The organism is Rhizobium sp. WYCCWR10014 (assembly GCF_001657485.1).
Classification (GTDB): Bacteria; Pseudomonadota; Alphaproteobacteria; order Rhizobiales; family Rhizobiaceae; genus Rhizobium.
The window spans coordinates 232474-258238 of the sequence record NZ_LXFU01000050.1 but is presented as its reverse complement, the minus strand read 5'-3'; the positions used below and the strand labels follow the sequence as shown (position 1 = coordinate 258238).

Sequence of the window (25765 nt, the reverse complement as noted above, 5' to 3'; positions counted from 1 at the left end):
GTTGTCTTAGGAATGACTGTCAGCGATAGATCGGCAGGAGCGCCTGCCGGACGAGCGTGAGCCCGTTGGCGATGTCGCGGACGGGATCCGGCGCGGCATCGAGTTCGAGGATCGCCCAGCCTTCATAGGCCCGGTCGCGCAGCAGCCGGATCCAGGCCGGCCAGTCGACCCGTCCGAGGCCGAAGCTGCAGAAATAGGGCTGGTGGCGTTCATGGATGTGCCTGTCGATCAGCGTGTCGGCGGGCATCGGGCCCCGCGCATCCTTCCAGTGGGCGATGATCATGCGCTCGTGATGGCGATCGACGAGCTGGACAGGATCGGAGCCGGCAACGATGATGTGGGCGGTATCCGGGCACATGTGCACATAGGCCGGGTCGGTCAAAAGCATCATCAGATCGACGTCGCGCGCGGCGGCAAAGATCGAGTGCGCTTCAGTGTGCAGCGCCAGCCGTACGCCCCTGGCATAGAGGGTCGCGCCGAGCCGGTTCAGAAAATCGGCGATCACCTTAGCGCGATCGAAATCATGGAACTGCACCGGCTGGGCACCGAGCGTCTGGCGTAGCGGCGCGCCGATCACCATGATGTCGCTGCCGCAGGCTTTCAGGAAGTCGGCATATCGTTCCGCCTTGTCGATCAGCGCGCGCTGGGCCTCGGGCTCGGCGAAGTCGCCGGCCGCCTCAAGTTCCGCGAAGAAGCCGCTGCACAGCGTCAGACCGCGTCTTGCCAGCTCGGCCGCGAAGGCGTCGACGGAACCGTAGGTCTTGATGGCGTCCTGCCAGTTGAAGGGAGAGAAGGTCAGCTCGACGCCGGTAACGCCGGAAGCCTGGACGCTGTCGAGGATCTTGTCCCAGAAGGCGCGCGGCTCGGCGCGTGCATAGTCGACGATCGCGTCATGGCTATCGACGTCCCAAAAGCCGGGATGGAAGAATGTCACGAGATCGACGCCGAAGCGCAGCCTGTCGTCAGCAGCCATAATCACTCCCTTTTCAAGGCATGACCTATCCGTTTGCGGAAAGGGCCGTTCCGCATTCATAAGTCGTAGAATTTTCAATGCATATCGCTTGGCAATCGTTTGCCATGATTAGATAATAGCCAAGCTGTTTTTTTACGCAAGCGGTTTTTGGCAAACGTTTGCTATAAGCTGCCGCTTGTCTTAGAGTTGCAAACAAAAGCATCCGAGGGAAAGAAAGAACCGTGAACAAAAACAAGGATGTAGTCGGAGAGGATCAATCAGGCGCGTTGATGGCCGATGTCGCGCGGCTCGCCGGCGTTGCGATATCGACAGTGAGCCGGGCGCTCGCCAATCCCGGACGGGTCAATGAAAAGACGCGCGCCAAGATCAATGCCGCGGCGAGGCAACTGGGCTACACCCCGAACGCGATGGCGCGCGGTCTCAGGGTCGGCAAATCCAACATCATCATGATCATTCTGCCGGGATCTCTCTACTATGGTGCTTCCCAGGTCATTCCGCAGGTGCTGCAGAGTATCAATAAATCGCTGATCCAGGGCGGCTACAACCTGATGATCGCCAACCTCGACCGCGACGAGATTTCCGAGCGGCACATTCTCGACCTCGCCTTCGGCGGCAGCGTGCGCGGAGCCATCATCCTGTCGTCGAAGCTTCCGGAGGTTGACGGACGCTCGCTGGCCAATTCCGGCCTGCCGATCGTGTCGATGCTGCTCGACATGAGCGATGCCGGCCTGCAGAGCGTCGTTACCAACGACCGCGAAGCCGTGCGCGACGTCACGGCCGAACTGATCCGATTGGGTCATCGACGGTTCTTCTATCTTGCAGGGCCTGAAGGCAACTATCACGATGTCGAGCGTTACGGCGGCGTGCTCGAGGCGCTCGAGGCGGCAGGATTGTCCGAGGACTCGGTGCATCGCTCGGGTGGCCATCTCGATTATCAGCACGGCTTCGACATTGGTGTCCAGGCGGCGGATGATTTCGCCGAGTTGACCGAAAAACCGACAGCAGTCATCGCGACCAGCGATGACATGGCCATTTCATTTGTCAGCCGTATCCAGCGGACGGGCCTAAGTATTCCCGGTGATGTGTCCGTCGTCTCCTTCGACGGCTCCCCCGTCTGCGAATTTTGCTCTCCGCCACTCTCGACGATCAAGCAGCCGGTGGAAGAGATGGGGCGCGCCGCGGTGGATCTCCTGCTCGACGCCATTGACCAGAGGCAGAATACGGCGGCGGTTCGCACCGTCATCCGCAGCAGCCTGATCTTGCGGGAGAGCATCGCTGCTCCGAAGAACTGACGGAGCTGGAACCGGCTATGCACAGAAGGACATGGTGATGTCACGGGCCTTTAGTTCAAGCCTCGTAACGGCCGTGATCCGTCAGAAAAGCTTTGTGCGTTCGTTGAACGCATTCATAGACAAACACTGTAGGAAAGCCTAAGTTAGCGCCGGGTAATACCTTTGACTAAGGAGGTCTCATGGCATCGCCAACCTCGCTCAAGCTCGATGATGAGCTAAAGGGCCGCGTTCAGCAACTGGCCGAAGCTCGCCGCCGCTCGTCCCACTGGATCATGCGGGAAGCTATTGCGCAATATGTTGAGCGCGAGGAGAAGCGTGAGACGCTGCGACAGGAGACGCTTGACGCCTGGAATGAATTTAAAGCGACGGGACTGCATGTCACCGGCGCCGAGGTCGAAAAATGGCTTTCGACTTGGGGAACTGACGACGAGTTGTCCGCACCCGAATGCCACAAGTAGTCTTCTCCCCCGCCGCAATTCGCGACCTTGAGCGGCTACGGGAGTTCTTGCGGCTGAAAAACCCATCGGCCGCAAAGCGAGCAGCCGAAACTATCCTCAACGGCTTGAGAGTCCTCAGCGCACATCCCCATATTGGACGCCTCATCGAGGACTTGCCCGAGCACTATCGGGAGTGGCTCATCGATTTTGGAGATAGCGGATACATCGCCCGTTATCGTATTGATGGCGACATTTTGACGATCCTAACCGTACGGCATCAGAAGGAAGCAGGGTTCTGACACGGGCGCCATTGCCGACGATAGGTTTCAGCAAGGCCGCTTGAACTCCATCAAAACTTCGTCTGACCCCATCAGTCGGCGCGTCGTGCTACGAAAATCACAACGCCGGGCGATCTGAAACTTCAGGTCTGCGCGGTGGAATTCTGAAATTCAGAGCACGCATATGGACCTCTCGAAGATCAAGACGCTGATCGACTTTGTCGGACGATCGAACATTACCGAGCTGACCGTGACCGAAAAGGACGTGACGGTGCGGATTTTCCGCACGTCGCAGGGTCAGGAGGCTGCTGCCGAGCCCCAGCAAAAGGCAGGATCGACGACGAGCTTTGCCGATGATGCCGGCTCCCATGCGCCTTCGAGCGTCGAGAAAACCTCCTATGCGGTGAAGGCGCCCGTCTTCGGCGTTCTGCACCGGACCCCGTCGCCCGGGGAACCGCCATTCATCGCAATCGGTGACGAGGTGGAGGAGGGGCAGACCCTTTTCATCATCGAGGCAATGAAGGTCTTCAACACGATCGCTGCGCCGCGGTCAGGGCGCATTACGCACCTCACCGAAATCGACGACGGCGAGGTCGAGACCGGCGACCTGCTGGCGGAGATTGCCTGATGCCGGAAACGCCTGAACAATCTGCGGCCGGCCGCTTCGATACCGTTCTGATCGCCAATCGCGGCGAGATCGCCGCCCGGATCCAACGCGCCTGTCGTGAGCTCGGCCTGAAGACGGTCGCCATCTGCTCCGAGGCGGACAGGGGAGCGCCCTACGGCAAGACCACAGACAGTTTTCTGTGCATCGGCCCGTCGACTGCCGCCAAGAGCTATCTCAATCAGGATGCCATCCTTCTGGCGGCGCGTCTTGCCGGTGCAGGCGCCATCCATCCAGGTTACGGTTTTCTGTCTGAAAACGCCGCCTTCGCCGACGCCATCGAAAAGGCGGGGCTGATCTTCATCGGTCCGACCGCGTCATCGATTGCGATTATGGGCGACAAGATCGCGGCAAAGCGCGCGATGACGGCGGCCGGCGTGCCCTGCGTTCCCGGTCCGGACACCGCGCTGCCCGATGACCCCGCCACGATCGAGCGCATAGCGCTGGAAATCGGATATCCTGTCATCATCAAGGCAGCCGGCGGCGGCGGCGGACGCGGCATGCGCGTCGTGCCAAAGGCCGATGTGTTGCATGAAGCAATCGCGCTGACGCGGGAAGAGGCCCGCAAGGCCTTCGGTTCCCCCGCGCTCTACATGGAGAAATTCTTAGAGCATCCGCGCCACATCGAGATCCAGGTCATTTGCGACGATCACGGCAATGCCGTGTGGCTCGGACACCGGGATTGCTCGATGCAGCGCCGCCATCAGAAAGTGGTGGAGGAGGCGCCGGCGCCGGGGATCGCACCCGACATCATCCAGCCGGTCGGCCTGGCTTGCGTAGAGGCCTGCCTTCAGATCGGCTACCGGGGCGTCGGAACCTTCGAATTCCTCTATGAGGACGGCGCTTTCTATTTCATCGAGATGAACACGCGACTTCAGGTCGAGCATCCCGTCACCGAGATGACGAGCGGCGTCGATATCGTCCAGGCGCAGATAAAGGCGGCTCAGGGTCACTTTCTGAATCTCGCCCAAGGCGATGTGACATGCGAAGGCCATTCCTTCGAATGCCGTATCAACGCCGAGGACCCGGAAACCTTCCTGCCGTCGGCGGGTGTCGTCACCCACCTGGCTTTGCCGGCGGGACCAGGCATCCGCGTCGATACGCATATTCATACCGGCTACAAGGTCTCGCCCTATTACGATTCGCTGATCGCCAAGCTGATCGTCCATGCGCCGACGCGGGCGGAAGCGATGGCAAGAATGCGCGAAGCGCTTGCCGGTACTGAGATCGAGGGGATTTCCACCAACATCCCCTTCCTGTGCGCCCTATTCGAGGACGGCGCATTCGCGCGCGGCGAGACGGACATTCACTATCTCGAACAATGGCTGAAGCTGCGGAGGGCGGCATGAGCGCGATCGATTTCAGCGATCCGGCGACGATCGCATTGCTCACCGAGGCGCTGATGGCCGCAGGCGTGGACGGTCTTGAAATCTCCCGGCCGGACGGACAGCTTCGCATCGTCGTCGCTGGAAAAGATGGCGCCCGGATCAGCCCGCCCGAAGCGACGCCCCATGCTCCTGGTTTGGCTCCCGGCTCCGCATCCGCCGTCGTGAAGGCGCCGATGGCGGGCCGCTTCTGCGTCGAGCACCCGGCCGCCTCCGCCGCGCCGCAAAATCTACCGCGATCCGTATCCGATGCGGATATCGTTGGCTTTGTCGGGGTAGGGCACATCCTGCTTCCTCTTCGCGCCGGCCGTTCCGGTGTTTTGACCAGGCTGCTCGCCGAGCCTGGTGCGCTGGTCGGCTTCGGTGATCCTCTGTTCGAAATCGAGCTCCAGTCATGATCGTCACGACGAACAGACATGCATCGCAACGCGAGATCGTTCCGGCCGCCAAAAGCCTGGCGCGGGTTTCCTCGATCGGCGCCAGATCCTTCCTGCTCGAAGCGCCAGGCGACTTCGACCTTATCGCGCAGCGGCGGATCTGGGCTCTGTCCCAGACTGTGAAAGGTTGGACGGACCTTGCGGAAAACATCCCGGGCATGACCAATCTGCTGGTGATCTTCAAGGAGACTCCCGAGGATCCCGATGCGGTGGTCGCTCGGCTGCTGGAGGCATGGGAGTATGCCCGCAGCATCGATCTCAAGGGCAAGACCATCGAGATCCCCGTCCATTATGGCGGCGAATATGCGACGGATCTTCCAGCCCTTTGCGATCTCTCGGGCTTGAGCGACCGCGAGGTCGTCCGCATCCATCATGAAGCGACCTACCGTGTGTTCGCCTTGGGCAGCGCTCCCGGTTTCGGTTATCTGCATGGTCTCGATCCGCGCATCTACATGCCGCGAAAGACCGTGCCCTCGCTGAAAATGCCGAAGGGCTGCGTGACCATCGGCGGCATGCAGACCGGCGTCGCCATGCTCACAGGTCCGAATGGCTGGAACTCCATTGGCTTCGCGACGCTTGAGATGTTCGATCCCACGTCACCGACCCCCGCGATGATGGCGCCGGGAGATACGGTGCGGTTCCTGCCAGCAGGGATTGAGCTATGATCGAGATCATCGAAAGCGGCCCGTTCAATACAGTGCAGGATCTTGGCCGCCCCGGCTATCGCGACATCGGCGTATCGGCGAGCGGCGCGATGGATCCGCTCGCGGTCCGGATCGGCAACATTCTCGTCGGCAATGACGAAGATGCCGCCGCGATAGAGGTGCAGACGTTCCCGTTCTGCCTGCGTTTCGAGCGGCGCGTCGTCTTTGCCGTTACCGGTGCCGACGGCAATCCCGATCTGGATGGATCGGAACTGCTTCCCTGGTGCGCCTATCTCGCGGAACCCGGACAGGTTCTCGGACTGAAACAGCCCCCGCGGCTTGCACGCTCCTATGTTGCGCTCGGAGGCGAGCTGGATATCCCAGTTGTCATGGGCTCGCAAAGCACATCGCTCCGCGGCGGCTTCGGCGGCAATGCCGGCCGGCCCCTGGCGAAGGGCGATCGGATCGCGGTCGGCGAGGACGCAGAGATGGCCATGTTGCCGGCCTCTGGTCTCGCCGTCGTCGAACCGGCCGTGGCGCTGCGCGATGTCTTCCCGGCCACTGTCGACGGCGTTTTGCCGATCCGCGCCCTGCCGGCCGGCGAGCATGATCTTTTCGCCGGAGATGGCGAAGCCTTCTGGAGCCAGACCTGGAGGATTTCCTCCCGAAGCGACCGGACGGGCTACCGCCTGTCCGGCGAGCCGATCACGCCGACAGCATCCATCGAGATGCGCTCCCACGGCGTCGTGCCCGGCGTGATCCAGGTTCCGCCCGGCGGCGAACCGATCGTGCAGATGAGCGATGCCAACACCGCCGGCGGATATCCGAAGATCGCCGGAGTGATCGAATGCGATCTCTGGCGGCTTGGGCAAGCCCGCATCGGCGCCCGCCTGAAATTCGTTCGCTCGACGCATGCGGAGGCGCGCACGGTGGAACAGGCTGTCGCCCGCTATGTCGAAGACGTCAGGCAGACATCCCGAATGGTCAAGCGCGCCTTGAAGGCGATGGCCTGATGCGTGTCGCCCAACAGGCCGTCAAAAGGAGGAACTGATGAAGATCGATCTGAATTCCGACATGGGCGAAGGATTTGGTCCCTACCGGCTGTGCGATGACGAAGCGATGATGAAACTCGTCTCGTCGGCCAACATCGCCTGCGGTTTCCATGGCGGCGACCCGGAGATCATGGGGCGAATGGTCCGGCTTGCGAAGCTGAACGGCGTCGGCATCGGCGCGCATCCCGGTTTGCCTGATCGGCTCGGCTTCGGCCGGCGCGAAATACCATTCCAGGCAGACGAGCTTCGCCAGCAGATGCTCTATCAGTTGGGGGCTCTAATGGCGATCGCCAAAGCCGAGGGTGTCACTGTCTCCCATATCAGCTTCCACGCGGCGATGGGCAATATGGTCAATCGCGATCCTGCGCTGGCCGATCTGATGATGGATGCGATCGCCACGGTGGACGCTGGTCTCGTCGTTTTCGTTACCCATGGCAGCGAGGTTCAGCAGGCGGCCAAACGCGCGCGTTTGAAGACGTTGGCGCTTTTCCTTGCCGACCGGGCTTATGACGCCAGCGGAAAACTCGTCGCGCGCGGGCTGCCGGGCGCCGTCATCAAGGACGAAGCCGCGGTGCGTGCGCGTGTGCGGCAATTCCTGCTCGAAGGCACGGTCGAGACAATCGACGGAGCCGTGATCGCGATGCCGGCCCGCTCCATTCTCGTCCACAGCGACACACCCGGCGCCCTCGAGCTTGCCGGCATCGTACGCGGCGAGATCGAAGCCACGGGTGCTGCGCTCGCGCCTGCCGCCGAACTCGCCGACTGACGCAATCCCGATCGCCCGCGGGCGGTTTCCCGTTCCCATCTCTCATCGAAGGACCATGTCGATGTCCGTCATCGCTGACCGCCTGAAAAACGTCTCCATCTCCGCATCCGCCGCCATGACCCAGCGCGCCAGGGAACTGGCCGCCAAAGGCATCAAAGTTGTCAGCCTCTCGTCCGGCGAGCCGGATTTCCCCACTCCGGCGCACGCGATCGAGGCGGCCCATGCGGCCGCTCTTGCCGGCGATACGAAATATCCTCCGATGGACGGCACACCGGCGCTGAAGGCCGCCATCATCAAGAAGTTCAAACGGGACAACAATCTCGACTATGATGCCAGCCAGATCGTGGTGTCGGGTGGCGGCAAGCAGGTGATCTTCAACGCCATGCTGGCAACCTGCAATCCGGGCGACGAGGTTGTTATTCCGACACCCTCTTGGGTCAGCTATGCCGATATCGTCAAATTCGCCGGCGGTGTCCCGGTCGCCGTCCCCTGCCACGAGCAGGCCGGCTTCAAGCTGCGTCCCGAGGATCTGGAGGCGGCGATCACGCCGCGCACCAATTGGCTCTTCCTGAATTTCCCGAACAATCCGACCGGAGCCGCCTGCTCCCGGGCGGAGATGGCTGCCATCGCCGAGGTCATGCTGCGTCATCCCAATGTCTGGATCATGACCGACGATATCTATGAACACCTGGTCTATGACGACTTCCAGTTCTGCACGATCGCCGAAGTCGAGCCCAGGCTCTATGATCGCGTCCTGACGATGAACGGCGTTTCCAAGGCGTACGCGATGACAGGCTGGCGGCTCGGCTTTTGTGCCGGGCCGAAAGACCTGATCTCCGCCGTCAGCAACGTCAACGGACAGAATGGTGGCGGCATCGCGACGCTGACCCAGGCTGCGGCGACCGCAGCCCTGGACGGGCCTCAGGATCTCTTGAAGGAGCGTGCGGCGATCTACAAGGAAAGACGCGACTTCGTTCTCGACAGATTGTCTGAGGTGGAAGGGCTGCGCTGCCATCGGCCCGAAGGCGCCTTCTACATCTACCCGAATATCTCGGGGCTGATCGGCAAGACCAGCAAGGGCGGTCGAAAGATCGAGACCGATGTCGATTTCGTCATGGCGCTCGTCGACGAGCATCATGTCGCGACCGTGCAAGGAGCGGCTTACGGAATGAGCCCATTCTTCCGTATTTCCTACGCGACGAGCATGGAAAAACTCGGCGAAGGATGCGCGCGCATAGCTCAATTCTGCAAGGATATGCGCTGATCGGCGTCGCACTTTAGATCTGAATTCAGATCTAAAGCAAAGGAAGGGAGCATGATGTCGTCCGAAAACCGCTCACACTTTTCGGCATCATGCTCTAGCTTTTAAGCCGCGCCGTCAGCTCGAGAAGGATGTCTCTGACGGCGAGGGCCGGTTCCGATAGGGGATTCTGGTCGGAAACGCACAGCGACAGGGTTTCTTCGATCCGCGGCGACACGAGCCGGCAGATCAGCGGCTCACTCGATTCCGATACGATGCGGTCGGCGATGGCTTTCGGCATGATCGTCGCGCCGAGACCGCTGCCCACCGCGCGGGCCAGCGTGCGGACGATCTCGACTTCCGCCACGACTTTCAAATTGGTTCGCGTGCGCGTGAAGGCGGTATCGACCGCGCGGCGGACGAAATTATAGGCCGGCGGCAGCAGCAGCGGTATTCCGTCCAGAGCATTGAGCGGAACCGGTTTCGCATCCGCTTCGATGGCAAAGTCCCGATGCGCGACAAGGAAAAACTCTTCGCTCAGGATCGGCTCGAACCGGACACCCTTGATCGGTCCGGTTCCATGGAGAAGCGCCATCTCCAGCCGGCCATTCATGATCATCTGGCTATAGGTCTGGCCGACACTTTCGGTCAGGTGCAGCAGAATACCGGGATGTCGTTTGCGGGTCTCCGCCAGGAGGTCGACCGACAGCGTGGCCGCACTGCTGAAGGGCACGAGGCCGACGGACACACGCCCGGCAAGCGAATTGCCGGCTGCGGATGCATCCGCTTGCGCCTGCTCCATCTGCCGAAGGATAATCTGCGCATGGCGATACACCGCATGTCCCGCATCGGTCATGCTGACGCCCTGCTGGCTGCGGATCAGCAGCTTGTGGCCAAAATGCTCCTCCAGTGCCGCAAGCTGCTGACTGAGCGCCGGCTGGGCGATATGCAAAAGGTCCGCCGCTCGCGTGATGCTGCCGCTGTCGACGATCACGATGAAAGATTTGAGGCGTCTGATGTCCATGAGGATCGAGGTACCGTTCTGATCTGCGCTGCTTACATTTGCAGACACGCACTGCTTTTGCAACGCGACGCCGTCGCTGCTTTCCTCAGGCCCGGACGCCGCAAGACGATGCCCGGCATCAGCTCTTTCTCTTCTTCAGCAGCCTGCGCGGGCTCCATAACCGTTGCTTATTGCTCCAGAGATAATCGGTCTTAGGCAAGGGGTTTAAGCTTCGCTACTGTCTCAATCAACAACAAGGGAACGACAATGCCATTCTCCGACTACAAGACCGCACTGGTGACCGGCGCATCCTCCGGTATCGGCGCAGCCGTGGTTGAGCGGCTCCGCCGGGAGAACATCGAGGTCCATGCCGTTGCCCGCAGCGCCGAAGCGCTGCAGCAGCTGGCCGCTCGGACGGGCTGCGTCGCCCACGTCATCGACGTGACTGACCGTCAGGCCATGGCCGAGCTCACGCGCCGGGTGGAGTTCGATATTCTCGTCAACAATGCCGGTGTCGACCGGCCGAAGAAATTCCTGGAAGCCGAGGACGGCGATATCGATCTCATCGTCGACGTCAATCTCCGGGCGGTCCTGCACCTCTGCCGGCTGGTCGTGCCCGGCATGGTGGCGCGCGACCGCGGGCATGTCATCAACATCTCGTCGATCGCCGGCGCCTACAATTTCGGCGGAAACTCGTCCTATCACGCCACCAAGGCAGGGGTGAGCATGCTGTCCAACCAGCTGCGCATCGACGCCTTCGGCAAGCGGGTACGGGTCACGGAAATCTGCCCTGGCCGGGTCGCCACTGACATTTTCAATCACGTCCACGGCGATGACCCCAGCATCCGCGAACGGTTCATCGACGGCTTCGAACTGCCGCAGGCGACCGACATCGCCGACGCGATTGCCTTCGCCATAGCAGCCCCCGTCGCCGTCAACATCGGGCACATGGAGATCACGCCGACGCTGCAGGTCATGGGCGGGCTGCAGACGGCAAAGCCCCAGCCTTCGGCGAAGACGGATCAATCCGGGGAGCCAAACCCGTGAGCGGTTTCGACCTTTCGGCAATTCTCGGAAATCCGGAATATACCGCCATGCTGCTGCATGGCATCGAGATGACCTTCATCATCTATGCCGGCTCCTGGTCGATGGCGATGGCGCTGGCACTTCTGCTGCTGGCGTTGCGTTTGTCACCCTTTCGCTTCGGCGATCCGTTAGTCGCAGCTTACGTCTCCTACCATCGGAACGTCCCCACCCTGGTTCAGCTCATGCTGTGGTATTTCGGGATCTTCACCCTGATGCCAAGCGGAGTAGCCGAATGGCTGGCCGTCCATAATGCCGAAGCCATCTTCGCCGTGATCGGGCTCGGGCTCTGCCAGGCGGCCTATTTCAGCGAAGATCTTCGGTCCGGCGTACGCTCGGTCAGCCCCGGCCAAATGCAGGCAGCCCGCGCCCTTGGCCACGGTTATCTCTCGGCGATGCGTTTCGTCATCATGCCGCAGGGGGTGCGCAACGCGCTGCCGCCGCTCATCAATCACAGCGTTTCCCTGTTCAAGAACAGCAGTCTCGCCGTCGTCATCGGAGCCTCGGAGCTGACGCATGCCGTCAAGGAGATCGAGAACCTCAGCTTCCGGACCTTCGAGATCTACCTGATCGGCACGGTTCTCTACCTTTTCTTCTCGCTCGTGATCATGAGCATCGGCGCCTATCTGTCGATGCGCACCGATCCTGCCAGGAGCGCGCGCGCATGATCCACGACATGATCGCCATCGTCCAAGACTACTGGCTGCTGCTGCTGATCGGCCAATATCCGAACGGGCCGCTCGGCGGGCTCGCCAATACGCTGATCCTTTCGGCACTCAGCATCGCTCTCGCCTTTCCGGTCAGTATCCTCTTTGCGCTCGCGCGGCTCTCCAAGTCGCCGCTGCTGCGCTGGCCGGTCACCGCGCTCGTCTATTTCACCAGGGGCGTGCCGCTCTTGATGCTCATCCTGTGGAGCTATTTCCTCGTTCCGCTGCTGACCGGCGCCGATGTACCGAGCTTCGTCACGATGCTGACGACGCTCGTGGTCTATCAGAGCGCGTTCCTGAGCGAAGTCGTCCGTGCCGGCATTGTTGCGCTCGGACCGGGCCAGATGGACGCGGGGCGTGCGCTTGGCCACGGCTATCTCGGTGCGATGCGCTTCATCATCCTGCCGCAGGCGCTCTACAACATGATCCCGAGCATCATCTCCACCTTCGTCTCGACGATCAAGGACACGACGCTCGGCTACGTGATCAACGTGCCGGACCTGACCTTTGCCGCAAGCCAGGTCAACAACCAGCTCCTGACGCAGCCTTTCCAGGTCTTCCTCATTCTGGCGATCGTCTACTTCGCCATCTGCTGGACGCTCACCTACTTCGCAAATCGCCTCGAGCGGAGCATCACGCGGCGGCGTGCGGGACTTTCCAACCTTCCTGCCGCCGCTGTGGTCGCGCCATCGAAAATCATATCGGAGCAGCCATGACCATGTCAGTTTCAGCACAGGAATTGCAGACGATCCGGCTTTCGCAGGTCTGCAAGAGCTACGGCGATTATCCGGTCCTGAAGGACATCGATGCGCAGGTGACGCGCGGCGAAGTCGTGGTCATCTGTGGGCCGTCCGGCTCGGGAAAATCGACGCTGATCCGCACGATCAATCGCCTTGAGGAAATCAACAGCGGATCGATTACGCTCGACGGGCAAAACATTCACGCCGCCATGCGGGCAAAGGAACTCAATGCACTGCGCAGCCGGATCGGCTTCGTATTTCAGAACTTCAACCTGTTTCCGCACCTTTCGGTGGTCGAAAACGTGTCGATGTCGCCGATCCGGGTGAAAGGCGTGGCCCCGGATGTTGCAGAGGACAAGGCCCTCAAGCTTCTCGATCGGGTCGGCCTTGCCGACAAGGCCCGGGCCTATCCCGGTCAACTCTCAGGCGGCCAGCAGCAGCGGGTGGCAATCGCCCGCGCTCTTGCCATGGAACCGCCAGTGATGCTGTTCGACGAGCCGACCAGCGCGCTCGATCCTGAAATGGTCGGCGAAGTGCTGGCCGTCATGAAGAGCCTGGCGTCGGAAGGCATGACCATGCTCTGCGTCACCCACGAAATGGGTTTCGCGCGCGACGTCGCGGATCGAGTCTGGTTCATCGACGCGGGCCAGATCCTCGAAATGGCGACCCCCGAGGAATTCTTCAGCAATCCACGCCATCCCCGGGCTCAGCGTTTCCTCGCTGATCTCAGGCATTGATACCAACCACCAAAAACAAAGGAGAACAGCAATGAACTGGAAATGCCTAACCCTCACCGTCGCATTTGCCGGCATAGCGGCGGCCGTGCCCGCAAAAGCCGATCAGCTCGACAACATCATCTCGGCGAAAACCCTGCGCTGCGCGACGTTCGCCGACGTTCCTCCCTTCGCTTCGCCCGATCCGAAGACCCGCGAAATGGCCGGTTTCGACGTCGATCTCTGTGGCGCCATCGCCAAGGAACTGGGCGTCAAGGCTGAAATCAAGCCGGTTTCGGTCGAGGCGCGCGTACCCGAGGTCAAGCTCGGCCGCGTCGACATCACCGTTGCCAACCTTGCCTATACTCTGAGCCGCGCCGAGCAGATCCAGTTCAGCGATCCCTATTATCTCGCCAAGGAAATGCTGATCGTGCCGGCGGACGATGCCGGCAAGAAGAAGGCCGACTACGCAGGCCAGCGCATCGCTTCGACCAAGGGTTCGACCTCCGAGATGTCGATCAAGCTCAACAAATCCGATCCGCTGACCTTCCAGGATACCGCCTCGGCCTATCTCGCCGTCCAGCAGGGCAAGGCGCGCGGCATGGTGGCCAACACCATGACGACGACCAAGTTCGTCAATGAATCGAAGAGCAAGGGCAAGGCAATGCGGATGATCGAGGAGCCGATGCTGTACCAGCCGATCGGCATCGGCATGGCCAAGGATCAGCCGGCGCTGACCGCCAAGATCAACGAGATCCTTCGCAAGCTAGACACATCGGGCGAGATCAACAAGATCTGGGACAAGTGGCTCGGCCCGGATACCGAATACAAGATGACGCGCACCGACAAGGTCGTATCGCTCTCGGAGCTGAAGTTCGACCCGATCCCTTAAGACCTCGGCGTCTTCCAATGACGATATCCAAACGAAATCAGACGGCGGGACATGCCCGCCGTCGGCCAACGATGGGAGGCATCCGTGATCCATATTAAAGATATTGCCGAACGGCCAAGCAAAGCCGATATCGACGCCGTTTCCAAATTTTCACCCGCGACGATCCACGAGGCTCAAGGGCGCCGCGGAGCCCTTTCCTCCCGCCTGAAGCCCGTCGACTACCGCATGAAACTCTGCGGTCCGGCCTTTACGGTGAAATGCGCGCCGCGTGACAACATCATGCTGCAGCTTGCCATCAACTACGCAAAGCCGGGCGATATCATCGTCGTATCGGCCGGCGAATACGAAGAGGCCGGATCCTTCGGCGATGTCCTCGCCAATGCCTGCCTGGCAAAGGGCATCGGCGGTCTCGTGACCGATACCGGCGTGCGCGACACGCTTCAGCTCAGGGAACTTGGCTTTCCGGTCTTCTCGCTCAGCGTCTGCATCAAGGGGACGGTGAAGGAAACCATCGCGGCGGTGAACGACACGATCATCGTCGGCGGCGAAATCATTCATCCCGGCGACATCATCGCCGGCGATGCCGACGGCCTAGTGATCGTGCGTCGCCAGGAAGCGCAGGAAGTCGCCAGGCTGTCACAGGCCCGCGAGGATGCCGAGGCCGGCTATATCGCGGCATATAAGCAGGGCAAATCGGTCATCGAGGTCAGCAATCTCGAACCGGTGCTGAAAGCCAAGGGCCTCGTCGTCGACATCTGACGCAAGACCGCAATAGCTATCAGCCCTGCCAACTTCAAAGGGCGGCTGGCCTTTTCGGCCAGCCGCCATTTTCAAAACCCGCTACCCGGCGGACGCCTGCGTGCAAAGATCAGTCTGGACACTATTATGGACACATGTTCTATAAAATGGACAGATTCGACGGGAGCACGCCATGCATCTTTCCATGTGGACTTACCCCTGGGATATCCAGGACCAGGGGCTCGCCGCACTCGCCGCCGACCTTCGCGACCGTGCAGGCCTGACGACGGTCAGCCTGGCGACGTCCTATCATGCTGGCCGGTTCCTGCAGCCGCGGAGCCCGCGGCAGAAGGCCTATTTCCCCGAAGACGGGACGGTCTACTTCCGGCCGGATGAGAGCCTATGGCGGGATAAGCTGATCCGGCCGCTGATGGCTGGGAATGTCACCGAGCGCGGCGACATGCTGGAAGCCCTCGTCCAAGGACGCGAGGCGACGGGTCTCAAGGTCTCCTGCTGGACGGTCTGCCTCCACAATACCCGTCTCGGCATGCTGCATCCCGATCACGTGACGCGGAACGCCTTCGGCAATCCCAACTACTACAATCTTTGCCCCTCCAGCCCGGCGGCGCGGGCCTATGCCGTCACCCCGATATGGTGGAACTCGAGAGCCCGAACTTCATGGGATTCGCGCACGAATATCATCACGAAAAAGACGGCGTCGGTCTGAATGCCGAAGACGATTTCCTGCTGTCGCTCTGCTTTTGCGACCATTGCACGGTGCGCGCCGAGAAGGCCGGTGTGCCGGTCGAAGGTGCGCGCCGGTCGGTCGCGCGCTTCATCGCCGAACTCTGCGAACGGGCAGTCCCGGAACGGCAATTCCTCGACTTTCCGGCAGCCGGCATCGATGCCTTCCGCGACCATCGCGATCTACATGCCTACCTCTCATGGCGCAGCGAACCGGTGACCAGCCTGATCGGCGAGATCAAGGCGGCCGCCGATCCGGCGACTCGCATCGTGCTGATCGACCTGAAGGACGGCTGGCTCGGCGGCGTCGATCTCGCAGCCGTAGGCAAGCTCTGCGACGGGGCGATCCTCTGCTGCTACGACATGCAGCCGGACGCCGTCGGCGATGTCATCCGGACCGGCCGGGCGGCAATGGGACCGGGCAAATTCCTCGGGGTGGGCCTGCGCGTCTTCTATCCGGAGGTTGGCGGGCCTGAGATCCTGGCGGCACGCACCAAGGCCGCCGTCGATGCCGGCGCTGACGGCGTGAACTTCTACAATTACGGCCTGATACCGGCAAAGCGCCTCGACTGGGTCAAGACAGCGGTCGACGCAATCACTTGAACGGATCAGCGCTCCTCAGGATGCGATGGGTTCGGCGACCTGGATCAGGCAGTCGCCGGCTTGGCTGTCGCAATGCAGCCTGTGGGAAATGACAATGCCGCTTTCGGCAAAGCGCAGCTCTTCCTCCGGCTGCTCCAGCCGTTCGAGGTCATGATACCATCCGGCAAGGTCGCCGGCGGAAACGGTGGCGCCGAGGGCAACAGCCGGCTCGAACCAGCCTCTGCGGTTCGCATAGATGCCCTGGCTGTGCCGGGATAGTGAAAGCAGTTGCAACGGTCCGGGCTCAGCGAGCGGCGCGCGCGACAGGACCGGACGCTCGACGATGCCGAGTGTGACGAGCAGCCGGTCGATCGCCGCCGCGGTGAAACCCATTGTCTCAGGCGTCACGGTGCCGCCGCCGCCGAACTCGCCGGAAAGCCCTACGGTCCCAGCCCTTGCCGCAGCCCCCATCGATGTCGGTGCGGTCGGCCCGTTGTCGGCGATGAAGGCATGCGCCGCACCCATGGCGCGCATCAGCGAAACGGACCGTTCGAAGCGGGCGGCATCGGCCTGCCGCTCGATCAGCGTGCAGGGCAGGTGCGCCATGGAAGTGCCGCCCGAATGCAGATCGAGCACGACGTCATGGCCGGGAAAAAGTTTGTGTTCGAGGAAATGCGCCATCCGCGCTGTCGGCGAGCCGGTGGGATCGCCGGGAAACGCTCGATTGAGGTTGCCGCCGTCGAAGGGCGAGCAGCGCTTGGCCGCCATCACCGCCGGCAGGTTCGCCATCGGCAGGATGGTGACGGCGCCGCTGATTTCAGCGACATCAAGCAGCCGCATCAGCCGGCCGAGCTGGAGTTCGCCCTCATATTCGTCGCCATGGTTGCCGGCCATCAGCAGCAAAGACGCCCCCTCGCCATTTTTGAGGCGAAGGACCGGAATGCGGATCTGATAATAGGGCGAACGGTCGATCGAATACGGAATGGCGAGGTGGTTGGCCTGCCGGCCCTCGCGCGAAAAGTCGATCGGATTGACGAGACCGCTATGCATGATGTCTCCAATGCGGACGGCTTTTGTGCCGTTAAAGAGCGGCGATCGCGGTCATTTCGACGCGCAGATCGGGATCGGCGAGACGAGCTTCGGTGCAGGCGCGGGCCGGCGGGTTTTCGATGTCGATCCAGTCATCATAGACGCTGTTCATCGCCTCGAAATCGACGATCGCCGGCAGGAAGACATTGACGGCGATGAGACGCGAGCGGTCGATGCCAGCTTCTTTCAAAAGGGCGTCGATCTTGCCGAGCACGTCGCGGGTCTGGTCCTTGATATCAGCCTTGCGATTTTCCGCGACCTGGCCGGCAATATAGACGAGACCGCCGTAGCTGACGGCTTGGCTCATACGCGAACCTTTCTGATAGCGCTGGATCATTGAGGGTTTTCCTTTTCTTGCTTTTGGAGGGAAAGTTCAGCCGAAGCTGGTCAGATAGGCTGTCGTCACCGAATGGTCGGGGTCGAGGCCGTAGAGGATGGCGTGCCGGTCAAGGCAGGTGCAGGGATGCGAGATGCCGCATTCGATGACGTCGCCGACCGCGACGTCGCTGCCGTCGGCAAGGCTAATGAAGGCGTGCTGATCGTTGAGGCGAAACACGTCGGCGCCCACGAGATCGGCGAGATACGCCCCATCGCGATAGAGCGCCAGCGGCCGCGGCAGGCCTTGGTCCATCGCCACGTCGCGCATGCCCATGCCTGAGATCGCCAGCCGCGGCTCCGGCCGGGAGAGGACCTCGGCCCAGACCCGCAGCGCAGGACGGAAAGCTGCGGCCGCCGAAACCGTCTCGCCGCCGATGCGGAAACCGCTGCGTGCATCGAGGCCGGCAAGGCCGCGCTCGTAGATGCCATGATCGTGGAAGAAGATCGCGCCGCTGCGCAGCACCAGCCGGCAGGCGGGATCGGCCGTAACGGCGGTTGAAAGCCTGGCAATCACAAGGTCGAAAAACACCGAGCCGCCGGCCGTGACCAGGAGCGGCCGCTCGTCGCCTATGCGGGCGCGCACCTGCGGCAAGAAATCCGATGTCACCGCCATCAGCGCGTCGATGCGACGCATCGTCTCTTCCTCATCGGCGGTCGCGGCTGCGCCCTCATAGGCGGCGATGCCGGTCAGCTTAAAGGCCGGCGTCTCCGCGGCAAGGATCGCGTCGAGAATTGCCTCGGCGGCGTCGACACTGCGAGCACCGGCACGGCCGGCGCCGAATTCCACCAGCAGGCCGAGGGGCGGCAGATCCGCGCGCTCCTGCCAGGCGGAGCGAAGAGCCTCGACCAGCGCTGTGGAATCCACGAAGATATGGAGTTCCGCATCGGGATAGTGGCCAAGCAGGGCCGCGAGCCGGCGGGCGGCGGCGGCCCCGCCGATCTCGTTGGCGAGGATCAGCCGGCGTTGTCCCGCCTTGAGCAGGACAGCGGCCTGGCGGATATCGGCGACTGTCATGCCCCAGGCGCCTGCCGCCAGAAGTGCCTCCGCCAGCGCCGTCGACATCGGTGTCTTGGCGTGCGGAGCGATGTCGACACCGTGGCTCTTCACATAGGCCATCATCAGTTCGGCATTGCCGGAGAAAGCCTGCCGGTCGAGCGACATCAGCGGCAGGGCCATCCTGCCGTCATAGGGCTTCCATCCCTGCTTGCCGATTGCATCCAGCGCAAGCGGCGGATTGCCGGGCGGAAAGCCGCGCACCCGCTCGTCGATCAAAACGTTTTCCGTCGCAGTATGAAGGTCAGACATGGCGGCCACTCCTGATCTCGGCCGGGTCGGCGATGCCGAGGCGATAAGTGTCGTTGGCCGTGGCAAAGAACAGGGCGCGCTTCTCGTCGTAAGAGAGCTCTGAGGCGACCGCTCGGAAGACCTGGTAGACCTCGTCGAAAGAGGCATGCAAGCCCGCGACCGGAAAGTCGCTCGCGAACATGGCGCGCGCCGGGCCGAAACAATCGAGGCAATGCTCGATCACCGGCTGCAAGCTTTCGAGCGTCCACTTATTGTCGTAGGCGACGAGGTCGGAAATCTTCAGGCGCAAATTCGGCTCGCTGCCGAGCGCCCGCATGCCGCGGCGCCAGAGCGCCATGCCGTCCTCCGTCCGATCGGCCGGGCTGCCACCGTGATTGAGCACGAAAAGCGTTTGCGGAAAAGCGCGCACCAGTTCGAGCGCCTCATTCATCTGCCAGGGATAGAGCATCAGGTCGAAGACCAGCCCGAGCCGCGTGGCGTGCGCTAACCCTGCCCGCCAGGCGGGATCGCCCATGCGGTTCGGGCGCGAAGCAAAACTCTTCGCCACATCGGGATGCCAGCTCAGAATATCACGGATACCGACGACGTTGGGATTTGCCGCTTCCGCCTCGAGCAGGCGCAAGGCGTCCGGCCCGTCGAGGGGCACGCGCGCGATATAACGGTGCGCCACACCGGAGCTGCGGTCGAGGCCATCCAGCCAGCGGCTCTCTTCGAGCGGGTAGGCAACGGACCAGCCGGCCTCCACATGCACGGTCGCAACTACATTCTGGCGGGCAGCATCGGCGCGATAATCGTCGATGCCGTAGTCGCGCAGGATCGGTGCGAGGCTTCCGAAAACCATTTCCTCGCCGGAAGCCTGCGCCTTCTGAAGCCAGGGATGGCGTTGCAGGCTGAGATCCCAGAGGTGATGGTGCGGGTCGATCACCGGCCCGTCGTAGAGCTCAGTCATCTGCGCGCCTCGCGGCCGGAAACGAGCAAAAGGGCAAGGATCAGTGTGCCGAACATGATCGAGCGCCAGCCGGGCGAAGCATTGACGACGGTGATCAGCGCCGTCGTCGTGACGAGCAGGATTGCCCCCGGAATGGTCCCGGCATAGGTGCCGCGGCCGCCGAGGATGGAGGTGCCGCCGAGCACGACGGCGGCGATCGAGGTCAGCAGATAGGGGTCGCCGATGCCGACATAACCTTGCCGGTTCATGCCGAGCACGAGAATGCCTGCGAGCCCTGCGAAAAAGCCCGACAGGGTATGGACGATCAGCGTGTTGCGGGTGACGCTGACGCCGGAAAGCCGAGCCGCCAGCGGGTTCGCCCCAAGCGCCAGGAAACGCGCGCCGATCGGCATGCGGTGGACGAGCAGCAAGACGACGATCGAGACGACGAGCCACAGAATGATGCCCGAGGGAATGCCGAACGGCCGCGCCTGCCCGAGCAGAATGACCGCCGGATTGCTGACGGTGACCGCGCTGCCGCCGGCGACGATGACGAGCAAGCCCTGCAGGAAGGTCGCCATGGCAAGCGTCATGATGATCGGCGGCACGCGAAGATAGGCGGCCCCGGCACCGTTCATCAGGCCGATAGCCGTGGCGATGGTAAGGGCCGCCGCGATGCCGGCGAGGCCGGTTGGATCCCACGCCGGCGAGATGAGCGGCAACAGGATCGCCGTGACGGTGATGACCGCGCCGACGGACAGATCAATGCCGCCCATCAGGATGACGAGCGTCTGGCCGGCAGCCGCAATGCCGATCACCGCGGCGAGTTCGAGCAGATAGCGCAGGTGGCCATAGGCGCCGAAACCACGCAGTGAGCCGCTTGCGACGATCCAGACGAGCGCGACCAGAAGGAAGGTCAGCAGCGGCGGATTGCGGAACGCGGACCTGATGATGTTCATCGTCTTGCCCTCCAAGCCCCAAGAAGTTCCGGCACGGCGACCGCGCCGACGATGATCAGACCTTGCGCGACATATTGCGCGACCGGCGGGAAGCCCAGGAAGAACATGACGTTGATCATCACCGAGAGCAGCAGGCTGCCACAGATCGCGCCGCGCATTGTGCCTTTGCCGCCGAGGAAACCCACGCCGCCGAGCACCGCGGCGGCGATCGAGTTCAGCGTGAAGGGCGTGCCGATAACGGGATCACCCGACCCGGTCTGCGCAGCGACGAAGAGACCGGTCAGGGCTGCGAGAAGACCGGACAGCGCGAAGGCTGCGACCTTCACCCGTTCGACCGGGACGCCGGAGCGGAACGCGCCGACCGGATTGTCGCCGGCCGCGTAGATGCCGAGGCCGAGCGGCGTTGCCAGAAAGACCTTCCAGAGTCCGAGGATCACGACGAGCAACGCGAAGGCGACGGGCGTGTGGCCGGCCAGCACCGTCGACAGCCAATCGGGAATGAACCCGCCCGGCCGCGGCAGCAGGATGAGCGCGACCCCGCCGATGATGAAGGAGCCGGCCAGCGTGACGATGATTGCGGGAAGCCTCAGATAGGTAACGATGGCGCCGATGACGGCGCCGATCGAAAGACCGGCAAGCGAGACCGCGAGAATGCCGCCCGGCACGCCGAGCGCGCCTTCCATTGTCGTCGCGGCGATCACCGCTCCAAGGCTGACGAGCGGGCCGATCGCCAGCGTGATGCCGCCGTTCAGCATGAGCAATGCCTGCGCCATGGTGACGAGCGCCAGCGGGAACCAGTTCTGCGTGAACTTGGAGAAGCCGCCGATCGAAAGGATGCCGGGAAAGAGCAGCGCATAGAGGATGAGAAAGGCGGCGACAACCAGATAAAGGCCGGCAAGGCCGCGGTTGCGTCGAAGCTGGATCGAGCCGTAAAGCCGGGATGACGAACTTGTGCTCATGCCGCCTCTCCCTGCGTTGTGGTGGTGATGCCCATGGCTGCGCCGACGATCGCTCCTTCGCTGATTTCATCCTGCGACAGCGACGCGGCGACGCGTCCCTCGCGCAGAACCACGACACGGTCGCAGAGATGCACGAGCTCCGGCGTATCGGAGCTGGCCAGTATGACGAGCCGCCCCTCGGCGGCGAAGGCGCGGAGCATGAGGTAGATTTCCCGCTTGGTCTCGATGTCGACGCCGCGCGTCGGATCGTTGAGGAGCAGAACGGAGGGATCGAGCGGCAGCCATTTGGCGAGCGCCACCTTCTGCTGGTTGCCGCCGGAAAGCGCCTGTACCGGGCGGGCCGTGTCGCCCTTGATCGTCAGCCGGCGCGCGAGATCGGCGACCAGGCCGTTTTCCGCCGGCCGGTCGCGCAGCCCTTTGCGCGCGAGCCGTCCGAGCGAGGGCAGGATGAGATTGGATGCGATAGAGTGGGGCAGCACCAGCCCCTCGTGCTTGCGGTCGGCCGGGACATAGACGATACCGGCGGCGTTCGCCTCGCCGACATGCGCGGGCAGGGCGGGTTTGCCGGAGACCTCCGCCCGAGCGGCCGAGGCCGGAATCGCGCCGTAAAGGCCGAGCAGCAGGTCTTCCTGTCCTTGCCCCACCAGCCCGCCAATGCCGACGATTTCGCCGGCGCGGGCGGAGAAGCCGATGTCACGCACCATGCCGGCGGAAAAGCCTTCGACGTTGATGCGCATCGCGCCGGGTGCTGTGAAGGAGCGCGGTGGGAACAGGTCGCCGGTCTCGCGGCCGACCATCAGCCGCACCAGGCCTTCACCGTCGATGCCGGACAGCGACTGGTCGGCGGTGACCAAGCCGTCCTTCAGCACCGTGACATGCGAGCAGAGCGCCTGCACTTCGTTGAGGCGGTGAGAAATGTAGAGAAGTGCCGTGCCGCGGTCCTTGAGGGTCTCGATCAGACGGGCAAGGATGCCGGCTTCGTGTGCGGAAAGCGACGACGTCGGCTCGTCCAGGATCAGCACGCGCGGTTTGCGGAACAGCGCCTTGGCGATCTCCACCATCTGACGGCGGCCAAGCGCCAGATCGGCGACCGGCATGTCGAGCGGTTCGGTGAGCCCCACCATGTCGCAGACATCTGACACGCCGCGATGAAGCGCTTTGTAATCGATGAAACCGAACCGGCGCGGAAAGGCGCCGAGCCCGATATTTTCGGCAATCGACAGATTGGCCGTTAGGCTCAGCTCCTGCTGAACGACGGCAATACCCGCCGCGCGTGCAGCCGCCGGGCTGAAGCGCCCGACCGGCTTGCCGTCGACGAGGATGGAACCGCCCTCCGGCTGGAGAGCCCCGGACAGGAGGTTGATCAGCGTGGACTTGCCGGCGCCGTTTTCGCCGAGCAGGGCGTGAACCCTGCCCGGCAGAAGGGCGATATCGACGCCCTTCAAAACGGGATTGCCGAAAAATCCCCTGAACACCTGCCGGGCTTCCAGCAGGGGTTTTTCTTCCGTCATGACGGCTTTCCTCAACCCGGGATTACTTGGTGGCAAGCAGCTTGTCGAAGAGCGCCTTGTCGTAGTCCGAGTAGATATAGCCATCAGCCGGGAACTTGTCGGCCCGGGCGAGGTAGCTACCGATCGTGCTGTCGTCGATGACAGGCAGCGGCACCTTGACGAAGGCCGGAACGTCCTTGCCTTCCAGCGCCTCCACGGCGGTGTAAACGGACAGCGCGCCGAGCCAGTTGGGCTGCATGGTGGCCCAGCCCTTCAGTCCCTTCTCCTTCCAGAGTTCCAGGAACTGCCTGGCGTTTTCGCCTGTTGTCGGCACCTGGTCGCGGCCCTGGCGCTCGAAGGCCAGCACCGAGCCGGCCGACAGCGCGCCGCCGAGCGACAGCACGCCGTCGATTTCGGGATTGGCGAAGAGCAGGCTGGTCATCGCTTCCTGTGCCGGGGCGACGTTATATTCCGTGTTCGTCTCGGTGATCACCTGGAGACCGGGATTGGCGTCGAGGACCGGCTGGGCGCCCTTGCGGCGGTCATCGCTCACCGAAATGCCGGCCGGGCCGTTCATGATGATGATCTTGCCCTTGCCGCCGAGCTGGCCGACCATCCACTTGGCAGCGGTCGCGCCCCATTCGTTGGAATCGGTGTTGATCTTCGCCGTCACCTTGTCGGTGTTGACAAGGCTGTCGAAATTCACGACGGCGATGCCCTTGTCGCAGGCATCTGATATGACGCGGTCGAGCGCGTTGGAAGAACCGGCGATCACCACGATGGCGTCGACATTGGCGTCGATCATCGACTGGATCTGCTGGATCTGCGTCTGGGCGTTGCCCTGCGCGTCCGTGATCATCAGGTCCTTCACCAGGCCCGCCTTCTTCAGTTCCTCCACTTCAGCCGTGATGGTGCCTTCGGTCTGCTTCATCCAGGTCGGTACCGAATAGATGTTCGCCCAGCCGATCGTATAGGGCGCCTTCCTGTCACCCTTGATGCAATTGGCGGCGGCCGAGGCCGTGCCGGCCGAAAAGACGAGGAGTGCCGCAGCAGCGGCGGCACCCGCAAGAAGGCGGCGGCGCAGCGAAGCGGAAATGCCGGTTTCAAGATTCTTCATGTCGATCCCCTTTTTGTGTGCGGCAGCGTTGACGGCTTGCCATCCGTGTCCAATATAATGTACATGTGATCTATATACCGGACGGGGTGATCTTATGCCGATTTTTTTACCTCGCAAGAGGGGTGCAAAAATTTCATTCGCAATGAATGACGGGATCGATTGACAGATGCGGCAGACGGCTTGAAAAGCTTGGCCGGACAAAAAAAGGGATCGACAGCAATGGATGCAGTTCAGGACGAAGCAGCCGGCAAGCGGGCCCGCGGGCTCGACCGCGCCTTCGAGATCCTCGATTTCCTGCGCCAGAAACGCCAGGCTCTGAAGCCGAATGAAATCGCCGCGCAGATCGGCGCGCCGCGCTCATCGGTTTACGAGCTCGTCAACCTGCTGCTGCAGAATGGCATCCTGGAATTCACCGGCGGCGAGGGGCGTGTCTATCTCGGCCGCAAACTGTATTTCCTCGGCGCAGCCTATGAGAACCATTTTGATTTCACCCGCGAATGCGAGGCGGCGCTGGAACAGCTTGCCGACGAGACGCGGGAGACGGCGCAGTTCTGCATGCTGGATGGAAACAGATACACGGTCGTCCGCATGCGCGAAGGCGCGCGCCCCTTCCGCATTTCGACGGATGTCGGGCAGTCGGTGCCGATCCCGTGGACGGCGTCCGGCCGCCTGCTCGTCGCGCATCTGTCGGATCAGGAAATCCTGACCTTCATTCCGCCGCAGGATTTCCGCCTGCCGAACGGCGAATGGCTCGAGCCGCAAACCTTCATCGCCGAGGTGCGCCAAGCCGAGCGCGAAGGTCTCTTCACCTTCAACAGTATCGTCGACAGCTTCACGCACTGTTTTGCTGTACCGGTGCGGGGCGAGGAAGGTCATGCCGCCGCAACGCTCTGCCTCGTCACGCCGCGCGACGATGGCATTGCCAACCGCGACCGCTACCTCGACTGTCTGAAGAAGGCCGCCGCCGGCCTCGACCATGCCCCGACCCGGCCAAAATGAGACCGATGCCCTGAGCACATCAAGGCATCGATGTCAGGTGGCACGGATGCTCGTGCGTAAGCCGGCATTCAATTCCATGCTCGTCAAATCGGATCATGTTCGCTCCGGCGGCGCTGCAGCGGGCACAGGGCGCTATTTTTGTCGTCTCAGCCGGGCTCTTCGCCACGCCT

At 62.5% G+C, this 25765-nt stretch carries 27 protein-coding genes and 1 pseudogene; 18 read left to right on the top strand and 10 right to left on the bottom strand.

Annotated elements, in window-relative coordinates; translation table 11 throughout:
• Nucleotides 1–19: 19 nt before the first annotated feature.
• Nucleotides 20–973 carry a sugar phosphate isomerase/epimerase gene (locus tag A6U98_RS29865; protein ID WP_064654528.1) on the bottom strand — a complete coding sequence of 318 codons (954 nt, stop codon included), beginning with the start codon at nt 971–973 and terminating at the stop codon, nt 20–22.
• Between the two features lie 221 nt (nt 974–1194).
• Between A6U98_RS29865 and A6U98_RS29860 the strand changes: the two genes are divergently transcribed.
• From A6U98_RS29860 to A6U98_RS29815, 10 genes are all read left to right on the top strand, one after another.
• Nucleotides 1195–2265: a LacI family DNA-binding transcriptional regulator gene (locus A6U98_RS29860; RefSeq protein WP_082934011.1), complete on the top strand. Its 1071-nt coding sequence runs from the start codon at nt 1195–1197 to the stop codon at nt 2263–2265.
• A gap of 179 nt (nt 2266–2444) precedes the next feature.
• A complete protein-coding gene (locus A6U98_RS29855) occupies nt 2445–2723 on the top strand; it encodes a CopG family ribbon-helix-helix protein (protein WP_064654526.1) in 279 nt (92 codons plus the stop codon).
• Nucleotides 2711–3001: a type II toxin-antitoxin system RelE/ParE family toxin gene (locus A6U98_RS29850; RefSeq protein ID WP_017958251.1), complete on the top strand. Its 291-nt coding sequence runs from the start codon at nt 2711–2713 to the stop codon at nt 2999–3001. The genes A6U98_RS29855 and A6U98_RS29850 overlap by 13 nt, the downstream gene beginning before the upstream one ends.
• A 163-nt stretch (nt 3002–3164) precedes the next feature.
• Nucleotides 3165–3608, top strand: a complete 444-nt coding sequence (locus A6U98_RS29845; RefSeq protein ID WP_064654525.1) for an acetyl-CoA carboxylase biotin carboxyl carrier protein subunit — start codon at nt 3165–3167, stop codon at nt 3606–3608.
• Nucleotides 3608–4993: an acetyl-CoA carboxylase biotin carboxylase subunit gene (gene accC / locus A6U98_RS29840; protein WP_064654524.1), complete on the top strand. Its 1386-nt coding sequence runs from the start codon at nt 3608–3610 to the stop codon at nt 4991–4993. Before A6U98_RS29845 ends, accC begins: the two co-directional genes overlap by 1 nt.
• Nucleotides 4990–5427 (top strand): biotin carboxyl carrier protein, encoded by a 438-nt coding sequence (locus A6U98_RS29835; RefSeq protein ID WP_017958248.1) that lies wholly within the window; start codon nt 4990–4992, stop codon nt 5425–5427. Before accC ends, A6U98_RS29835 begins: the two co-directional genes overlap by 4 nt.
• A complete protein-coding gene (pxpB, locus tag A6U98_RS29830) occupies nt 5424–6131 on the top strand; it encodes a 5-oxoprolinase subunit PxpB (protein WP_064654523.1) in 708 nt (235 codons plus the stop codon). Before A6U98_RS29835 ends, pxpB begins: the two co-directional genes overlap by 4 nt.
• On the top strand, nt 6128–7123 hold the full coding sequence (locus A6U98_RS29825) for a biotin-dependent carboxyltransferase family protein (protein WP_064654522.1): 996 nt from the start codon (nt 6128–6130) through the stop codon (nt 7121–7123). The genes pxpB and A6U98_RS29825 overlap by 4 nt, the downstream gene beginning before the upstream one ends.
• 37 nt (nt 7124–7160) lie before the next feature.
• Nucleotides 7161–7928, top strand: coding sequence for a 5-oxoprolinase subunit PxpA (locus A6U98_RS29820; RefSeq protein WP_064654521.1), 768 nt, complete (start codon nt 7161–7163; stop codon nt 7926–7928).
• A 61-nt stretch (nt 7929–7989) separates the two neighbouring features.
• Nucleotides 7990–9192, top strand: a complete 1203-nt coding sequence (locus A6U98_RS29815; RefSeq protein ID WP_064654583.1) for a pyridoxal phosphate-dependent aminotransferase — start codon at nt 7990–7992, stop codon at nt 9190–9192.
• 94 nt (nt 9193–9286) lie between these two features.
• Here the strand turns inward: A6U98_RS29815 and nac are convergent, their stop codons facing one another.
• Nucleotides 9287–10192 carry a nitrogen assimilation transcriptional regulator NAC gene (nac, locus tag A6U98_RS29810; protein WP_032980242.1) on the bottom strand — a complete coding sequence of 302 codons (906 nt, stop codon included), beginning with the start codon at nt 10190–10192 and terminating at the stop codon, nt 9287–9289.
• Nucleotides 10193–10438: 246 nt separating this feature from the next.
• On the opposite strand from nac, the gene A6U98_RS29805 reads away from it, so the two are divergent.
• From A6U98_RS29805 to A6U98_RS29775, 7 genes and pseudogenes are all read left to right on the top strand, one after another.
• The gene (locus A6U98_RS29805) at nt 10439–11218 is read left to right on the top strand and encodes an SDR family oxidoreductase (RefSeq protein ID WP_064654520.1); all 780 of its coding nucleotides are present in this window, start codon (nt 10439–10441) and stop codon (nt 11216–11218) included.
• Nucleotides 11215–11922, top strand: a complete 708-nt coding sequence (locus tag A6U98_RS29800) for an amino acid ABC transporter permease (RefSeq protein ID WP_064654519.1) — start codon at nt 11215–11217, stop codon at nt 11920–11922. The genes A6U98_RS29805 and A6U98_RS29800 overlap by 4 nt, the downstream gene beginning before the upstream one ends.
• Entirely contained in the window at nt 11919–12677 is a 759-nt protein-coding gene (locus A6U98_RS29795; protein ID WP_064654518.1) for an amino acid ABC transporter permease, read from the top strand. The genes A6U98_RS29800 and A6U98_RS29795 overlap by 4 nt, the downstream gene beginning before the upstream one ends.
• Entirely contained in the window at nt 12674–13438 is a 765-nt protein-coding gene (locus tag A6U98_RS29790) for an amino acid ABC transporter ATP-binding protein (RefSeq protein ID WP_064654517.1), read from the top strand. The genes A6U98_RS29795 and A6U98_RS29790 overlap by 4 nt, the downstream gene beginning before the upstream one ends.
• A gap of 31 nt (nt 13439–13469) precedes the next feature.
• Entirely contained in the window at nt 13470–14306 is an 837-nt protein-coding gene (locus tag A6U98_RS29785) for an ABC transporter substrate-binding protein (RefSeq protein ID WP_064654516.1), read from the top strand.
• 84 nt (nt 14307–14390) lie between these two features.
• Complete coding sequence (locus tag A6U98_RS29780; RefSeq protein WP_028755774.1) at nt 14391–15065, top strand: 4-carboxy-4-hydroxy-2-oxoadipate aldolase/oxaloacetate decarboxylase; 675 nt, start codon at nt 14391–14393, stop codon at nt 15063–15065.
• 172 nt (nt 15066–15237) lie between these two features.
• Nucleotides 15238–16391, top strand: a pseudogene (locus A6U98_RS29775) (hypothetical protein).
• A 15-nt stretch (nt 16392–16406) separates the two neighbouring features.
• Here A6U98_RS29775 and A6U98_RS29770 read toward each other — a convergent pair.
• From A6U98_RS29770 to A6U98_RS29735, 8 genes are read right to left on the bottom strand one after another with little or no spacing between them, the layout of a single operon-like run.
• Complete coding sequence (locus tag A6U98_RS29770; RefSeq protein ID WP_064654515.1) at nt 16407–17420, bottom strand: succinylglutamate desuccinylase/aspartoacylase family protein; 1014 nt, start codon at nt 17418–17420, stop codon at nt 16407–16409.
• A gap of 31 nt (nt 17421–17451) precedes the next feature.
• Nucleotides 17452–17796, bottom strand: coding sequence for a RidA family protein (locus tag A6U98_RS29765; RefSeq protein ID WP_018246876.1), 345 nt, complete (start codon nt 17794–17796; stop codon nt 17452–17454).
• A 36-nt stretch (nt 17797–17832) separates the two neighbouring features.
• Nucleotides 17833–19143 carry an alanine racemase gene (locus tag A6U98_RS29760; RefSeq protein ID WP_064654514.1) on the bottom strand — a complete coding sequence of 437 codons (1311 nt, stop codon included), beginning with the start codon at nt 19141–19143 and terminating at the stop codon, nt 17833–17835.
• Nucleotides 19136–20092: an amidohydrolase family protein gene (locus A6U98_RS29755; RefSeq protein ID WP_064654513.1), complete on the bottom strand. Its 957-nt coding sequence runs from the start codon at nt 20090–20092 to the stop codon at nt 19136–19138. The genes A6U98_RS29760 and A6U98_RS29755 overlap by 8 nt, the downstream gene beginning before the upstream one ends.
• The gene (locus tag A6U98_RS29750) at nt 20089–21030 is read right to left on the bottom strand and encodes an ABC transporter permease (RefSeq protein WP_064654512.1); all 942 of its coding nucleotides are present in this window, start codon (nt 21028–21030) and stop codon (nt 20089–20091) included. Before A6U98_RS29750 ends, A6U98_RS29755 begins: the two co-directional genes overlap by 4 nt.
• Nucleotides 21027–21989 carry an ABC transporter permease gene (locus A6U98_RS29745; protein WP_064654511.1) on the bottom strand — a complete coding sequence of 321 codons (963 nt, stop codon included), beginning with the start codon at nt 21987–21989 and terminating at the stop codon, nt 21027–21029. The genes A6U98_RS29750 and A6U98_RS29745 overlap by 4 nt, the downstream gene beginning before the upstream one ends.
• Entirely contained in the window at nt 21986–23500 is a 1515-nt protein-coding gene (locus tag A6U98_RS29740; protein WP_064654510.1) for a sugar ABC transporter ATP-binding protein, read from the bottom strand. Before A6U98_RS29740 ends, A6U98_RS29745 begins: the two co-directional genes overlap by 4 nt.
• A 22-nt stretch (nt 23501–23522) precedes the next feature.
• Nucleotides 23523–24596, bottom strand: a complete 1074-nt coding sequence (locus tag A6U98_RS29735) for an ABC transporter substrate-binding protein (protein ID WP_064654509.1) — start codon at nt 24594–24596, stop codon at nt 23523–23525.
• Nucleotides 24597–24815: 219 nt separating this feature from the next.
• Between A6U98_RS29735 and A6U98_RS29730 the strand changes: the two genes are divergently transcribed.
• Nucleotides 24816–25595, top strand: a complete 780-nt coding sequence (locus A6U98_RS29730) for an IclR family transcriptional regulator (RefSeq protein WP_028732419.1) — start codon at nt 24816–24818, stop codon at nt 25593–25595.
• Nucleotides 25596–25765: the final 170 nt, after the last annotated feature.